Raw genomic sequence first — 15,513 nt, forward strand, 5'->3', positions numbered from 1 at the left:
CCTGTCAGATGTCGGCAGGTTGCTCGGCGACTTGTTCGCTGAGCTTGTCGGCCAGACGGACAAAGGCCGCCAGATCGAGCTGCTCTGGGCGCAGGCTGCCATCAACGCCGGCGGCTTCGATTTCAGCATTGCTCAGCAAGGCTTTGAGGGTGTTGCGCAGGGTCTTGCGGCGCTGGTTGAAGGCTTCGCGAACGACGCGCTCCAGCAAACGATGGTCTTTAGCCGGGTGCGGCAGCACGGCGTGCGGCACCAGGCGGACGATCGCCGAGTCAACTTTTGGTGGCGGGTTGAACGCGCCGGGGCCGACGTTGAACAGGTGTTCGACCCGGCAGTGGTACTGAACCATAATCGACAGACGGCCCCAATCGCCACCGCCGGGACCTGCCGCCAGACGCTCGACCACTTCCTTTTGCAGCATGAAGTGCATGTCGCGGATCAGGCTTGAATTGTTCAGCAGGTGGAAGATCAGCGGCGTGGAGATGTTGTACGGCAGGTTGCCGACGACGCGCAGGCTGTTGGGGGCGGCATTCAGGCTGCTGAAGTCGAACTTCAGTGCATCGCCCTGGTGAAGGTTGAAATTGCTCTTGCCGGCGAATTGCTGGTTGAGGATCGGGATCAGGTCCTTGTCCAGTTCAACCACGTCCAGTTGGGCGCCGCTGTTGAGCAGGCCTTCGGTGAGCGCACCCTGACCCGGGCCGATTTCCAGCAGGCGGTCTTCGGCTTTGGCGTGTATAGAGCGCAGGATGCGGTCGATAACGCCGGCATCGTGCAGGAAGTTCTGGCCGAAACGCTTGCGCGCCCGGTGTTGGTAATGCTCGGTCATAAACGGGTCTCGGCCATCTGGTAGGCGGTTTCCAGGGCGACTTGCAGGCTGCCGGTGTCGATTTTTCCGCTACCAGCCAGGTCCAGGGCGGTGCCGTGGTCGACTGAAGTGCGGATGATCGGCAAACCGAGGGTCACGTTGACTGCCGCGCCGAAGCCTTTGTATTTCAGCACGGGCAGGCCCTGGTCGTGGTACATCGCCAGCACCGCGTCGCAGTGCTCCAGATACTTGGGGGTAAACAGAGTGTCGGCGGGCAAGGGACCACGCAGGTCCATGCCTTCAGCGCGCAGACGCTCCAGGGTTGGTTCAATGATGTCGATTTCTTCGTGGCCCAGGTGTCCGCCTTCGCCGGCATGCGGGTTGAGTCCGCAGACGAGGATGCGTGGCTGGGCGATGCCGAATTTTTGTTGCAGGTCGGTGTGCAGAATCCGCGTGACCCGCTCCAGGCGTTCAGGGGTGATTGCATCGGCAATCTCCCGCAATGGCAGGTGCGTGGTGACCAGCGCGACCCGCAAGCCGTGTGTGGCGAGCATCATCACCACTTGAGGGGTGTGGGTCAGGTCTGCGAGAAACTCGGTGTGGCCGGAGAAAGCGATTCCCGATTCATTGATCACGCCCTTATGCACAGGTGCGGTGATCATTCCGGCAAAGTGCCCGTCCAGACAGCCTTGGCCGGCGCGGGTCAGGGTTTCCAGTACAAACGATGCATTGGATTTATCCAGCTGACCGGCGATGACCTTGCTCTGCAGTGGGGTGTCCCAGACATACAGGCTGTCAGCTGGGGCGGGTTGATCCGGCCAGCTATCCGGGGTAACCGGTAGCAGGTCGACAACCACACCCAGCTGCACGGCCCGCTCAAGGAGCAGGTCGCGGCTGGTAATGGCAATCAGGGGATGCGGCTGGGGGTGCGCGGCGAGCAGCAGGCACAGGTCGGGACCTATACCGGCAGGCTCGCCCGGTGTCAGCGCGAAACGTTTGGGTTTCACTGCGATGCCCGGTCAGCGCCAGGGAGTTTGATCTCTACGTAGGCTTCGTCACGGATCTGACGCAACCAGGTTTGCAGCTCTTCGTCGTATTTGCGGTTACGCAGTACAGTCATCGCTTGCTGCTCGCGGGCCTGGGTGGTGCTGTCGGTGGCGCGGCGGCCAAGGACTTCCAGGACGTGCCAGCCGTAAGGGCTCTTGAACGGTTTGGACAGTTGGCCCTGTTGGGTTTTGGCCATCACTGCGCGGAACTCGGGCACCAGGGCGTTCGGGTCGATCCAGTTCAGGTCGCCGCCGTTAAGCGCGGAGCCCGGGTCTTCCGAATATCTTTTCGCCAGTTCAGCAAAGTCTTCGCCGGCTTCAATCCGGTCGTAGAGTTTCTGGGCAAGACGCTTGGTTTCTTCTTCGCTACGAATTTCGCTTGGTTTGATCAGGATGTGGCGCACGTGCACTTCGTCGCGCACCTGAGTCTGGCCGCCACGCTTTTCCAGGATCTTCAGAATGATGAAGCCGCCTGGAGTACGCATCGGCTCGGTCACTTCGCCGACAGACATCGAACTCAGCATGCGATCAAACGGTGGTGGCAGTTGCGCGGCTTTACGCCAGCCCATCTCGCCGCCTTCCAGCGCGGTTTCACTGGCGGACCTGGCGATTGCCAACTGACCGAAATCGGCGCCTTGCTTGAGTTGCCTATAGACATCGGCAGCCTGGCGTCCGGCATTCTGAATCGCTTCAGAGTTTGCGCTTTCCGGAGTAGGAATCAGGATATTGGCCAGACGGAACTCTTCGGACAGCTGCATTTTGCCCAGGTCCGAGGCCAGGAAGTTCTTCACTTCCTGCTCTGATACCTGAACACGCTCAGCCACACGGCGCTGACGTACACGGCTGATGATCATCTCGCGGCGAACCTGATCACGAGCGTCTTCATAAGACAGGCCGTCGTGGGTCAGGGCGGCGCGGAACTGGTCCACGGTCATATTGTTGCGCTGGGCAATGGTGCCGATCGCCTGGTTCAGCTCTTCATCAGTGATACGGATGCCGGAACGTTCGCCGATCTGCAGTTGCAGGTTTTCGACGATCAGGCGTTCGAGCACCTGCTGGTTCAGCACGCCGGTTGGCGGCATGCCGCCACCGCGCTTGGCGATGGTTTGTTGAACTTCATGAACCCGTTGGTCCAGTTGGCTCTGCATGACTACGTCGTTATCGACGATGGCCACCACTTTATCGATGGACTGCACCGCAGCGTTCGCTGCGGTACCCAGTAACAGCGCGCCCAGCATCAGCGGGCGCAGACAATCAGAAAGCTTGGTCTTCACGTTCACGATAACCTTGAATGCCTTTGTTAAGGAAGCTCTCTACTTTGGTGCCAGTAACGCCACCGAGACCCTTCAGAACAATTTGGAGGAAGATGCCATGGTCGCCTTTTTCGTTTTGCGGGGCTTCTTGACTGAACTCGTCATAGGAAACCCAGTAACGGTTGATCAGGCGCAGTTTCCAGCAGCAGTTGTCGTACTCGAAACCACCGAAGGCTTCCAGAGTGCGGTTGCGGTTGTAGTCATACTGCCAGCGGCTGATGGCGTTCCATTGCGGCACGACCGGCCAGATCACCGAGAAATCGTGCTGCTTGATCTTGTAATAGTCTTTCACGAATCCCGGAGTGCCTGGAGTGCCGTAGTCGCCACCACCCACTGTCCACTTACCGGTGGTCTGGTCATAACGGACCTGATCATTGCGATAGCGATAACCGGCGTTGATGACCTTGTTCGGGTTGTCTTCCGGCTGGTAATGGAACATCGCGCTGCCGGAGCGAGGGCTGCGGCTGTCCGGGTCCCAGTTGTAGTCGGCGGTGGTGCGCCAGTCACGGTTGAAGCGGTATTCGTACTCAAGCGCGTAAGGCGAAACCTTGGAGTGTGCATCGTTGCGGGTGGTTGCATCGATGCCCGGCAACTGGACTTCGCGATCCTTGAAGTAAACGGCCTGGCCGACGCTGATGCGTTGGCGCTCAAAGCCATTGTCTTCGATCCAGCGGTTGGTCACGCCCAGCGACAGCTTGTTCTCGTCGCCGACACGATCAGAGCCAGAGAAGCGGTTGTCGCGAAACAGCGAAGCGTAGTTGAACGTGTACTCGCCAGTGTCGAAGACCGGGATGTCGGTCTGGTCTTTCTCTGGGACATAGAGATAGAACAGGCGCGGCTCAAGGGTCTGGCGGTAGTTTTTGCCGAACCATTGAGTGTTGCGATCGAAGTACAGACCGCTGTCGATGCTAGCGATAGGCACGCCGCGGTTCTGATTGTTGTTGAAGTCGCCATTGATGTTATCGGTACCGGCCGCTGCCGCTGCTTGCTGTTGCGCAACGATCTGGCTCTTGCCTGTTCCGTCGAGACTCAGATCGTACTGGGTGAACTTGTACTTGAGCGATGGTTTCAGGAAGCCGTAAGTCCAGTTGAGCGGCAGACTGACAGCCGGCTCAAGATCGAGGCGGTCACCGTTTGCACGCGCCAGACCCACAACGTTTGTATCTAGCCGTGGCGAGGCATTGCCGTTTTCATCGATAAAGTCGCCGTTTTTCAAATTACGGTCAAAGCGTACGATTTCGGTGTTGTACGCGAAATTCAGCCCGCCTGGATGGTACGGCAGCGCACCGTTGAAGGTGATCTGCGGCAAGCGGTTGTACGGTGTGATGTTGGAGACGGTTGCCAGCTGATAGGCCTGTGCGTTGATTCGCGCGACGTAATCGTCGCCGCGGTAGGTGACGACACCCTGCTGGTTCACGTAGTCGGCAGTTCTGACACCAATCTGATCGGTTTCCAGATCCTGGAAATAATACGGATCGCTGATCTTGGTGTAGTCGACTTCTGTCAGTGTGCGCGAATCAAGTCCGCCCTTGTGCTGCCAGTTGAGCATGTAGCGGGTTTTTTCGTAACCGGTCTGCTTGCTGCGTTCAGTGTCGTCGTCATTCAAGTAAGCAGCACCAAACTGACCTTCACTGCTCTTGGTCAGGTAGCGGAACTCGCCTTCCATCAACATCCCGCGCTTGCTCATGTAGCGCGGATACAACGTGGCATCGTAGTTGGGTGCCAGGTTGAAGTAGTACGGGGTGACCAGCAACAGGCCGGTTTTGGTACCGCTGCCAATGGTCGGTGGCAGGAAGCCGGACTGGCGACGGTTATCGATCGGGAAGTAGATGTACGGGGTGTAGAACACCGGAATGTCTTTGACCCGCAGCGTCACGTTGGTCGCGGTGCCGAAGCCGGTCGCCGGGTTCAAGGTGATGTTGTTACCCTTGAGCTGCCAGGCGTTGCTGTTCGGTTCGCACGTGGTGTACGTACCATCCTTGAGGCGGATGATGGCGTTCTCGGCACGTTTGGCGTACAGCGCACTGCCGCGCACGCGCGACTTGTGCATCACGTACTCAGCGTTATCGACTTTGGCTTCGCCGGTATCGAGCTGCACATCGGCGTGATCGCCGACGAGCAGCGCGCCGTTGTCGCGAATGCGGACATTGCCGCTCAGCTCGCCACGGCTTTCAGCTTGATACAGGCTGGCTTCGTCGGCCTCGGCCTGCATGCTGCCCTGACGCATGACCACGTCACCGGCCAGGGTCGCGACCTGTTGCTCTTGCTCATAGCGCGATGCTTTGGCGCCGATAAACGTTGGAGCGTCACTTTTATTCGTCGTGTCATTCATGCCCGGACGAATCGGTTCGATATAGGAACCAGAGCAATAAGGACCGGTCTCGGCCAATTGCGCAGCAGTCAGCTTCTCACGAGGCACCCAGTCAAGGTGGCTGTAGTCGGCACTGCGCGACTGCAGGCCGCGGCCCTTGGCCTCGGTGACGAGCATGGTCTTGGTAGCGGTTTCGTTGCTGGCGCTGTTGGCTGCCGGGCTCTCGCCGTTGGAACTGACTGCATTCGCGTCATGCACAGGGCGCGGAGGCAATTGAGCAGCGTTGGATTTTGGTGCGCAGTCCCAGGCACCCGAAGCAGACACTGAGCAGTCATACTGTTCCGCGGCGACCACGTACTGAGTGGCTAAAGGTTGCAGGGCCAGCAAACTGCCGGTAACCAACAACGGAAATTTTTTACGAAACGCGGGGGATTTCAATGCCATCTTATTAGTCCGGGCTTCCTGCGTGCCATCTGCCCGCGGTGTGGGCCGCACGCCTCTCGATGGTCTGAAAAAGATGCTGGATAATAAAGCATGACCCGCTTGACGGCTAGCGCCGTCGGAGACCCTTGCAATGCCTGACCAAGATGTACGCTTGCAACACCTGAAAGTTTGGCTCGATGAGCAATTGGCAACTCTGTTTACAGCACGCGGCTGGGGCGCCGTGCCCCCGGCTACGTTGACTGCGGCCAGCAGCGACGCGAGTTTTCGGCGGTATTATCGCTGGGAAGGGGAGGGTCGTAGCTTCGTCGTGATGGACGCTCCACCGCCCCAGGAAAACTGTAAACCCTTCGTGGATATCGCTTTATTGCTGGCGAAATCCGGAATAAACGTCCCGATAATTTATGCCGAGGACCTCGAGCGCGGATTTCTTTTGCTCAATGACCTGGGCAACAAGACCTATCTGGACGTGATCGACGGCGAAAATGCCGACGATTTGTTCAAGGACGCGCTGCAGGCATTGCTGGCCTTCCAGCAGTTGCCAATGGATGCCGTGCTTCCCAGTTATGACGTGGCGTTGCTGCGCCGCGAACTGGAACTCTTCCCCGAGTGGTACGTGGGCCGTGAGCTGGGTATCAAGCTTGACCAGGAACAACTGGCGCTCTGGCAACGGGTCAGCGATCTATTGATCGACAGCGCTCTGGCCCAACCCAAGGTGCTGGTACATCGCGACTACATGCCGCGCAACCTGATGTTGAGCGAGCCGAACCCGGGCGTGCTGGACTTCCAGGATGCAGTCTACGGCCCGGTCACTTATGACGTGACCTGCCTGTTCAAGGATGCATTCCTCAGTTGGCCTGACGCTCGCGTGCATGGCTGGCTGAAAGATTATTGGCACCAGGCGGGTAAATTGGGTATCCCGGTACAGTCTGATTTTGAAGACTTCCTGCGTGCCAGCGATCTGATGGGCGTGCAGCGTCATTTGAAGGTGATCGGGATCTTTGCCCGCATCTGCCACCGTGACGGTAAGCCGCGTTATCTGGGCGATGTACCGCGTTTCTTTGCCTATATAGAAGCGGTGCTGGCCCGCAGGCCAGAGCTGGCGGAGTTGGGTGAGCTGTTGGCGAGCCTGCGCCAGCCGGTTGGAGCGCCCGTATGAAAGCAATGATTCTCGCGGCCGGTAAAGGTGAGCGCATGCGTCCGCTGACCCTGGCGACGCCCAAGCCATTGATTCGTGCCGCGGGTGTGCCATTGATCGAGTACCACATTCGGGCATTGGCGGTGGCAGGTTTTACCGAGATCGTCATCAACCATGCCTGGCTGGGTCAGCAAATTGAGGACTATCTGGGCGATGGATCGCAGTTTGGTGTGAGCATTCAGTATTCGCCGGAGGGGGAACCGCTGGAGACCGGAGGCGGTATTTTTCGGGCATTGCCGCTGTTGGGTGGTGAACCGTTCCTGGTGGTCAATGGTGACATCTGGACTGATTACGACTTCACGGCTTTGCGCCAACCGATTGCCGGACTTGCTCATCTGGTGATGGTCGACAACCCGGCGCATCACCCGACAGGGGGGGACTTTTGTCTGGTGGACGGTCAGATACACGACGCCGGGACGGGTTCAGCCGCGCTGACTTACAGTGGTATTTCGGTTTTGCATCCAAGGCTGTTCTCTACGTGCGTCGCCGGTTCCTTCAAATTGGCGCCGCTGTTGCGCGAAGCCATGGCTCAAGGGCAGGTCACGGGCGAACACATGCATGGATGCTGGATTGATGTCGGAACCCTTGAACGTCTGGCGCAAGTAGAACAATTGCTGGAAGCGAGCCGCTGATATGTTGTGGCCAGGGACTCTGATCGGAGCCGGAGCGGGCTTTGCCATAGCCAGCATTCCGGGGGCCATGTTAGGTGCATTGTTGGGGCAGGCGCTGGATCGGCGCTTGCAACTGCAGAGTTGGGACCATCTGCGCCAACGTTTGAGCGGGCGTTCGGCGCTGCGCAATGATGAGCTGTTGTTCGTATTGTTAGGGCGACTGGCCAAGAGCGATGGCCAGGTGGTTGAGGGGCATATCCAGCAGGCTCGTCAGGAAATGCGTTCACTCGATATGAGTGGGCCTGCGCAAAAGCGAGCCATCGCTGCGTTCAATCGGGGTAAGTCCGGGCATGATCGCTTGCATGGGTATTTGCGCCGCTTGAGTACCCAACCGCATGCAGCCGAGGGCGTTTTGCGCGCCTGCTGGCGTATGGTCTGGGCTGATGGTCGAGCCAGCAGCGCCGAACGAGAGCTGATTAATCTATGGGGTAAATGGCTGGGCTGGACACCTCAACAGGTGCAAGCGCTGGCCAGTGACTACGAGCCGCATAAAAAAAGCCTGGCCAACAGTGGCAGGGCTTATCAAGAGGCTTTGCAGGTGCTGGGTGTGACGGCCACCAGCGAGCCATTGCAGATCAAGCGTGCTTACCGGCGCCTGCTCAGCCGCCATCACCCGGACAAGATTGCCGGCACTGGCGCGACCCCGTTTCAAGTGCGCGAGGCAACCGAGAAAACTCGCGAGCTGCACAACGCTTATGCGTTGATCCGTGAGCGGCGGGATTTTCGTTAGGCATTCAGGTGACCCTGAAAAGATCATCCGAGCACGACCCGAACCTTTGGCATCGCCTACGGTTCGGTGTATATCCTCGGTGCCAGGTCGAGATCCGCTCGGCGCAAGAGCTGCCGCTGGCTGCGATCCTGGCGGGTTGCCCGCGAATAGGGCCGTTCAGTTGCCGGTGTTCCGTGGGCTTAACCAGCCGCGAACGCGCCGAAACAGTTGCTCTTGTTCGGCGGCGCTGTTTCCAGGTAACGCCTTCAAAGACACCTGAGTGAAGCGTGCGCTCTTCAAGCGTTTACTCGCCTGCAGACGTGCCAAAGCGGCGCTGCGTGCCAGCTCCTTGTCATTATAGAAAAAGTCGGCAGTTGCGACTTTCAAGGTCGGCGTCAGTTGTGCCAGCTCAGGTTTTCCGTTAAGTGGCGTTTGCGCGGCGACCATTACGAACGTCTCTACGTGCGGCGGTTGTTTCTCGCTCAGGTAACGCGCGGTCCAATAAGCCCCGGTGCCATGTCCCAGCAGGACAATGCTGCGAGCGTTTTGCTGCCGCGCAAAGGCAATTGCCGCATCGATTCGGGCGAAGATCCGCTCGGCGTCAGCCTTGATTTTCTCCTCAGAACTATCGGCGGCGGCACGATCAGTGATGTCAGCCTCACCGCCAGCCGCTTGTTCGATGGGTTTGGGTGCAGCGGTGCTGGCATCTTTGCTGCTAGTGTCCACAGGGGCAGGCGCGGGTGCGGCTTCGACAATGCGCGGCTGGCTGGCGTCGCTCTGCAGGTCGGGCAAGGTAATACTCAGGCTGCCCCAGTTGGCGTTTGGCAATTTTTGCCGCAATGGACCGATTGCTTGAGGCCAGTTAGCGGTTTCGCCGGCGCCGGGGATGATAATGACCGCACCGCTGGGTTCACTGGCATTGGCCGGTTTCCAGAGTGTGAGGAAGCTGTCGCTGCCGGCCTGCAACTGTTGCTGCTCCTGCTGTGGGATTTGTCGCTCAAGGGCCGTCGCTTCTTCCTGACTACGCTCAAGCAGCAGCTGGCGCTCTACCGGTTTTTCTTCTGCGGTTTTTGCCGTGGCGCCGGGAGGATCGGCGGCTTCGACTGAAAAGGCACAAGGCAGGATCAGCGACAGGCACAATGCGTGCAGTGCCAAGCGGTAGACAGGGGGCATCGGATATTCCAGGCCAGAAGTAATCCCGGCAGCCTAATGGGTTGGTCAGTATTTGTCAGTGTGTGAGACTTCAGATGATGCGTTTTCGCTGCCTGTTGGTTATCGGCTGTTTTTGCCTTCCCTTGATCGCGTTGGCGGCCCCTGCGCCCGCGCAGTTGAATGTCGATCAGCGTCAATGGCTTGAGCAACACGCCGAGCTGCGTGTCGGGCTAGTGATGCAAGCGCCATACGCCCAATTTGATCGCCGCTTGCAGCGATTGTCCGGGGCCAATGTCGAGCTCATGCAGTGGCTGGCCCAAGCCCTCAAGGTCGAGCTGAGTTGGCGCAACTTTGCAGATCAGGAACAGTTGGAGGCCGCCGTGCGTGACGGTGAAGTCGACATTGCCCCCGGCCTGACTCAAACCCCGGCGGGGCTGCGACTCTGGCAGTTTTCCGATCCTTATATGCGTGTACCACAACTGGTAGTCAGTGAGCGTAAAGGCGCCGGTGCGGTGGACCTGGAGAAGCTCGACAGCCAGTCCCGTGTCGCTGTACGCATGCCCAGTGCGGTTGCCGACTACCTGCGCAGCACTTACGGCCATCTCAATTTGCAGGGGGTACCGATGGAGCGCCAGGCCTTGCAGTTGCTTTTGAGCCAGCAAGCCCGGTATGCCGTGGTGGATGAAGCGCAGCTCAGTCGTTTGTCGGCCGAGCCGGAGTTCACCGGTCTGGCGGTGGTCGGTGATATCGGCCTGCCGCAATTGCTGCGGGTCGCCACGCGACGTGACTGGCCTGAGCTGGCGGGGATCGTTGAAAGGGCGCTGCATGCGATTCCGGCGCGAGATCTGGAACAGCTACACAGTCGCTGGCTGCAACCCAAATACCCGCGTCTGGTCGAGTCGCCGGGTTTTTGGCAGAACCTCTGTCTATTGCTGGCGGTGTTGTTGCTCAGCAGCATGGCCATCGTCACCTGGCTGCGTCGCCAGCGACGATGCCTTGAGCAGCGTTTGTTGGCAGCCAGAGAGGACATCGCCCATCGTGAGGCCAGCGAAGAAGCCTTGCGCCTGACGCAGTTTTCCATCGACCAAAGCACCGTGGGGATCCTCTGGGTCAACTGGGACAGCCATGTCCGCTACGCCAATCGGGCGGCCGAAGAAATGCTCGGTTATGCACCGGGCGGCGTCATCGACCGACCCTTGATCGACTTCGAGCCTGACCTGCATATGGACCGTTGGCTGACGCTTTGGAAGCGCGCCCGTGCCAGTGACGATGGACCGCAGAGCTTCGAAACCAGCTGTGTTCGTGCCGATGGCAGCATCCTGCCTGCTGACGTGTCGCTGAGCTTCCTGCGCTTTCGCGATAGTGAGTATCTGGTGGTCTATCTCAACGACGTCACTGAGCGTCGACGTGCCCTGGCCGCCTTGCAGGAAAGCGAGGCGCGACTACAAGGCATCGCCGCCAACGTACCGGGACTGGTGTTTCGCCTGGAGCGGGCGCCGGTCACCGGGCAGATCGACTTCGCCTATATCAGTGAAGGCAGTGAAAACCTGGTGGGCTATTCGCCGGCGACGTTGAGCCATCGCGACAAAGGCTTGCGCAGCCTGGTCCATCCCGACGACAAAGCCAGCTATCACCAGACCCAGGATCAAGCGCTGGATACGGATAGCGACTGGTCCTGGCAAGGGCGGATTGTGACGCGTCAGGGCGAGCAGCGTTGGGCGGAAATCAAGGCGATCACCCGTCGTCTCGAGGATGGCGCGGCGGTCTGGGACGGGATTGTGTGGGACATCAGCGAAAGCAAGCGTATCGAGCTGGAGTTGGCCGGTTCTCGCGAGCAACTGCGCGAGTTGTCCGCTCACCTGGAAAGTGTGCGGGAAGAGGAAAAGGCCCGCATTGCCCGGGAGGTTCACGATGAGCTGGGGCAGATGCTGACCGTGCTCAAACTGGAAACCTCTATGTGCGAGCTGGCTTACGCTCATCTTGACCCGGGTTTGAACGAACGGCTCAACAGCATGAAGCGTCTGATCGCGCAGCTGTTCCAGTTGGTGCGCGATGTTGCCACGGCGCTGCGCCCACCGATTCTTGATGCAGGCATCGCCTCGGCCATCGAGTGGCAGGCGCGACGTTTCGAGGCGCGTACGCAGATTCCGTGTCTGGTCCAGGTACCGGAAAATTTGCCGGTCCTTAGCGACGCCAAGGCCATTGGCCTGTTCCGTATCCTTCAGGAGGCGCTGACCAATGTCATGCGCCACGCTCAGGCGCATACTGTTGAATTGACACTGACCCGCGAAGGTGGCGATTTATGCCTGACTGTCAGCGACGATGGTCAGGGATTTGTCCCGGCGACAGGCCGCCCGACTTCGTTTGGTCTGGTGGGCATGCGCGAGCGGGTGTTGATCATGGGCGGCAGTCTGTCGCTGGAAAGTGAGCTGGGCGAAGGCACGACACTGAGCGTGCGAGTGCCGTTGGATTAGGAGAGATGCGTGATCCGTGTACTGGTAGCCGAAGACCACACCATCGTCCGCGAAGGCATCAAACAGTTGATTGGCCTGGCCAAGGACCTGTTGGTGGTGGGTGAGGCGTGCAATGGCGAGCAGCTATTGGACGTTTTGCGACATGTCCCTTGTGAAGTGGTGTTGCTGGATATCTCCATGCCCGGCGTCAATGGCCTGGAGGCAATCCCGCGGATTCGCGCGCTGAACAATCCTCCGGCGATTCTGGTGCTGTCGATGCATGACGAGGCGCAAATGGCCGCTCGTGCGTTGAAAGTCGGGGCTGCCGGTTATGCCACCAAGGACAGCGATCCGGCACTGCTGCTGACCGCGATCCGCAAGGTCGCGGCAGGTGGGCGTTATATCGACCCGGATCTGGCCGACCGGATGGTGTTTGAAGTGGGGCTGACTGACTCGCGGCCGTTGCACTCGTTGCTGTCTGAACGCGAGTTTTCGGTGTTCGAACGGCTGGCCCAAGGCGCGAACGTTAACGACATTGCCCAGCAATTGGCATTGAGCAGCAAAACCATCAGCACCCACAAGGCGCGGCTGATGCAAAAACTCAATATCACTTCGCTGGCCGAGCTGGTGAAATACGCAATGAAACACAAGCTCCTGTAACGCGTCTCCTTTGGACGCCACATAACCGTAGCAGCTGCCAAAGGCTGCGTTCGGCCGCGAAGCGGTCGTAAAACTTCCAAACGCGATTTACCCGGATAAATCTCGATTGCCTGACTTGCGAGCGCTTCGCACTCGAACGCAGCCTTCGGCAGCTGCTACGAAGTGCGTGTAGCCATACCCATTTACGACATGCCTGTAAGGTCCGATTCCCGCGTTATATGGCTTCCAATGCAGGTCATCGAGCCCATTCCCTCGTGACATGCCCAATCACGCCATTTGTGTAGGGCAATCCCTACCCCGAACCTTCCATCCGGCTTAGGCGAATCTCTCATACCCCCCGATTTGCGTGGTTGTGAGGCTCCACTAGGCTTAGTCCACGGCAGTCAAAAACAAAAGGTGTGGGTATGAGCGAGGTCGATTCAAGTGCTGGGGCAAATGATGTTCTGGTCAGCTTTCGTGGAGTGCAAAAGAGCTACGACGGCGAGAACCTGATCGTCAAAGACCTCAACCTGGAGATTCGCAAAGGCGAATTCCTCACACTGCTCGGGCCTTCCGGCTCCGGCAAGACCACCAGTCTGATGATGCTGGCCGGTTTCGAAACCCCGACCGCCGGTGAAATCCAGCTGGCCGGGCGTTCGATCAACAACGTGCCGCCGCATAAGCGCGACATCGGCATGGTGTTTCAGAACTACGCGTTGTTCCCGCACATGACGGTGGCCGAGAACCTGGCGTTCCCGCTGACCGTGCGTGGCCTGAACAAAAGCGACGTCAGTGACCGGGTCAAGCGCGTGCTGAGCATGGTTCAGCTCGATGCATTCGCCAAGCGTTATCCGGCGCAGCTTTCCGGTGGTCAGCAGCAGCGTGTGGCGCTGGCCCGGGCGTTGGTGTTCGAACCGCAACTGGTGCTGATGGACGAACCACTGGGGGCACTGGATAAGCAACTGCGTGAACACATGCAGATGGAGATCAAACACCTGCACCAACGCCTGGGCGTGACCGTGGTCTACGTGACCCACGACCAGGGCGAAGCCCTGACCATGTCCGACCGCGTGGCGGTATTCCATCAAGGCGAAATCCAGCAGATTGCGCCACCGCGCGAGCTCTATGAAAAGCCAAAAAATACCTTCGTCGCCAACTTCATCGGCGAGAACAACCGTCTCAACGGCCGTTTGCACAGCCACAACGGCGATCGCTGCGTGGTTGAGCTGGGTCGTGGTGAAAAGGTCGAAGCGCTGGCGGTGAATGTCGGCAAGACCGGCGAGCCAGTGACCCTGTCCATTCGTCCGGAGCGCGTGAGCCTCAATGGCTCCAGCGAATCCTGCGTCAACCGCTTCTCGGGGCGCGTGGCGGAATTCATCTATCTGGGCGACCACGTCCGCGTTCGCCTGGAAGTCTGCGGCAAGACCGACTTCTTCGTGAAACAACCGATCGCCGAGCTGGATCCGGCTCTGGCGGTTGGTGATGTGGTACCGCTTGGCTGGCAGGTCGAACACGTTCGCGCGCTCGACCCACTTCTAGAGGCGAACTGATCGCCCCCTTGCTTCACCAACACAAACCCTGCACGTGGAGAGAACAATAAATGTTGAGATCCCTGAAATTCACCGCCCTGGCTTTGGGCATGATGGGTGCGGCACACGCAATGGCGGCCGCGGACCTGACGGTGGTGTCCTTCGGCGGGGCGAACAAGGCGGCTCAGGCCAAAGCCTTCTACGCACCTTGGGAAGCCGCGGGCCACGGCAAGATCGTCGCCGGCGAATACAACGGTGAAATGGCCAAGGTCAAAGCCATGGTCGACACCAAGAGCGTGTCCTGGGACCTGGTGGAAGTGGAGTCGCCAGAGCTGTCCCGCGGCTGTGACGAAGACATGTTCGAGCAGCTCGATCCAGCCCTGTTCGGCAAATCCGAAGACTACGTCAAAGGTGCTATTCAGCCTTGCGGCGTTGGCTTCTTCGTCTGGTCGACCGTGCTCGCCTACAACGCCGACAAGCTGAAAAGCGCACCGACCAGTTGGGCGGATTTCTGGGACACCAAGAAATTCCCGGGCAAGCGTGGCCTGCGTAAAGGCGCCAAGTACACCCTGGAGTTCGCTTTGATGGCCGACGGCGTCGCGCCCAAAGATGTCTACAAAGTGCTGGCCGGCAAAGATGGTCAGGACCGCGCCTTCAAGAAGCTCGATGAGCTCAAGCCAAGCATTCAGTGGTGGGAAGCGGGCGCTCAGCCGCCGCAATATCTGGCCTCTGGTGACGTCGTGATGAGCTCGGCCTACAACGGCCGGATCGCTGCCGTGCAGAAAGAAAGCAACCTGAAAGTCGTATGGAACGGCGGTATCTACGACTTCGACGCCTGGGCGATCCCAAAAGGTCTGGATAAAGCCCGTGCCGAAGCTGCGAAGAAATTCATCGCGTTCTCGGTCATGCCGCAGCAGCAGAAGACTTATTCGGAAAACATTGCCTACGGCCCGGCTAATACCCAAGCCGTACCGCTGTTGGCCAAAGATGTTCTGAAAGACATGCCGACCACTCCGGAAAACATCGCCAACCAGGTGCAGATCGACGTCAGCTTCTGGGCTGATAACGGTGAGCAACTGGAGCAGCGCTTCAACTCGTGGGCTGCGAAGTAATCACGCTCCTGTGGGAGCCGGGCTTGCCCGCGATGAGGTACACGCGGTTTTGCTGAAAGACCGCATCATCTCGATCGCGAGTTAGCCTTGCTCCTGCAACAGTTGTGTATTTTCAGATGAGCAGGGGGGGCATTCCG

General features: G+C 59.1%; 12 protein-coding genes. 7 read left to right on the forward strand and 5 right to left on the reverse strand.

All coding sequences use genetic code 11. The features are described 5' to 3' along the window. Positions 1–4: 4 nt before the first annotated feature. From rsmA to AC07W5_RS03365, 4 genes are read right to left on the reverse strand one after another with little or no spacing between them, the layout of a single operon-like run. On the reverse strand, positions 5–823 hold the full coding sequence (gene rsmA / locus AC07W5_RS03350; protein ID WP_495011960.1) for a 16S rRNA (adenine(1518)-N(6)/adenine(1519)-N(6))-dimethyltransferase RsmA: 819 nt from the start codon (positions 821–823) through the stop codon (positions 5–7). Further along, a complete protein-coding gene (gene pdxA, locus AC07W5_RS03355; protein WP_494990557.1) occupies positions 820–1,809 on the reverse strand; it encodes a 4-hydroxythreonine-4-phosphate dehydrogenase PdxA in 990 nt (329 codons plus the stop codon). The genes rsmA and pdxA overlap by 4 nt, the downstream gene beginning before the upstream one ends. Next, positions 1,806–3,122 carry a peptidylprolyl isomerase SurA gene (gene surA / locus AC07W5_RS03360; protein ID WP_495011959.1) on the reverse strand — a complete coding sequence of 439 codons (1,317 nt, stop codon included), beginning with the start codon at positions 3,120–3,122 and terminating at the stop codon, positions 1,806–1,808. Before surA ends, pdxA begins: the two co-directional genes overlap by 4 nt. After that, positions 3,103–5,916, reverse strand: a complete 2,814-nt coding sequence (locus AC07W5_RS03365; RefSeq protein WP_495022777.1) for an LPS-assembly protein LptD — start codon at positions 5,914–5,916, stop codon at positions 3,103–3,105. The genes surA and AC07W5_RS03365 overlap by 20 nt, the downstream gene beginning before the upstream one ends. Before the next feature lie 130 nt (positions 5,917–6,046). Here AC07W5_RS03365 and AC07W5_RS03370 point away from each other — a divergent pair, with 130 nt between their 5' ends. The 3 genes from AC07W5_RS03370 to AC07W5_RS03380 are packed head-to-tail and all read left to right on the forward strand — an operon-like array spanning position 6,047 to position 8,512. Further along, positions 6,047–7,072 carry an aminoglycoside phosphotransferase family protein gene (locus tag AC07W5_RS03370; protein ID WP_495022778.1) on the forward strand — a complete coding sequence of 342 codons (1,026 nt, stop codon included), beginning with the start codon at positions 6,047–6,049 and terminating at the stop codon, positions 7,070–7,072. Beyond that, positions 7,069–7,743: an N-acetylmuramate alpha-1-phosphate uridylyltransferase MurU gene (gene murU, locus AC07W5_RS03375; protein ID WP_495022779.1), complete on the forward strand. Its 675-nt coding sequence runs from the start codon at positions 7,069–7,071 to the stop codon at positions 7,741–7,743. The genes AC07W5_RS03370 and murU overlap by 4 nt, the downstream gene beginning before the upstream one ends. A 1-nt stretch (position 7,744) precedes the next feature. Then, complete coding sequence (locus tag AC07W5_RS03380; protein WP_495011956.1) at positions 7,745–8,512, forward strand: TerB family tellurite resistance protein; 768 nt, start codon at positions 7,745–7,747, stop codon at positions 8,510–8,512. A 156-nt stretch (positions 8,513–8,668) separates the two neighbouring features. On the opposite strand, the gene AC07W5_RS03385 is transcribed toward AC07W5_RS03380, so the two are convergent. Further along, positions 8,669–9,664, reverse strand: a complete 996-nt coding sequence (locus AC07W5_RS03385; RefSeq protein WP_495022780.1) for an alpha/beta hydrolase family protein — start codon at positions 9,662–9,664, stop codon at positions 8,669–8,671. A 74-nt stretch (positions 9,665–9,738) separates the two neighbouring features. Here AC07W5_RS03385 and AC07W5_RS03390 point away from each other — a divergent pair, with 74 nt between their 5' ends. From AC07W5_RS03390 to AC07W5_RS03405, 4 genes are all read left to right on the forward strand, one after another. Further along, the gene (locus AC07W5_RS03390; protein WP_495011954.1) at positions 9,739–12,117 is read left to right on the forward strand and encodes a PAS domain-containing sensor histidine kinase; all 2,379 of its coding nucleotides are present in this window, start codon (positions 9,739–9,741) and stop codon (positions 12,115–12,117) included. A 9-nt stretch (positions 12,118–12,126) separates the two neighbouring features. Next, positions 12,127–12,756: a response regulator gene (locus tag AC07W5_RS03395; protein ID WP_494990549.1), complete on the forward strand. Its 630-nt coding sequence runs from the start codon at positions 12,127–12,129 to the stop codon at positions 12,754–12,756. A 404-nt stretch (positions 12,757–13,160) separates the two neighbouring features. Then, positions 13,161–14,285: an ABC transporter ATP-binding protein gene (locus AC07W5_RS03400; protein ID WP_494990548.1), complete on the forward strand. Its 1,125-nt coding sequence runs from the start codon at positions 13,161–13,163 to the stop codon at positions 14,283–14,285. 50 nt (positions 14,286–14,335) lie between these two features. After that, positions 14,336–15,376, forward strand: coding sequence for an ABC transporter substrate-binding protein (locus AC07W5_RS03405; RefSeq protein ID WP_494990547.1), 1,041 nt, complete (start codon positions 14,336–14,338; stop codon positions 15,374–15,376). Positions 15,377–15,513 lie beyond the last annotated feature (137 nt).

The sequence above is a fragment of the Pseudomonas sp. GW821-FHT01E05 genome (assembly GCF_059422425.1).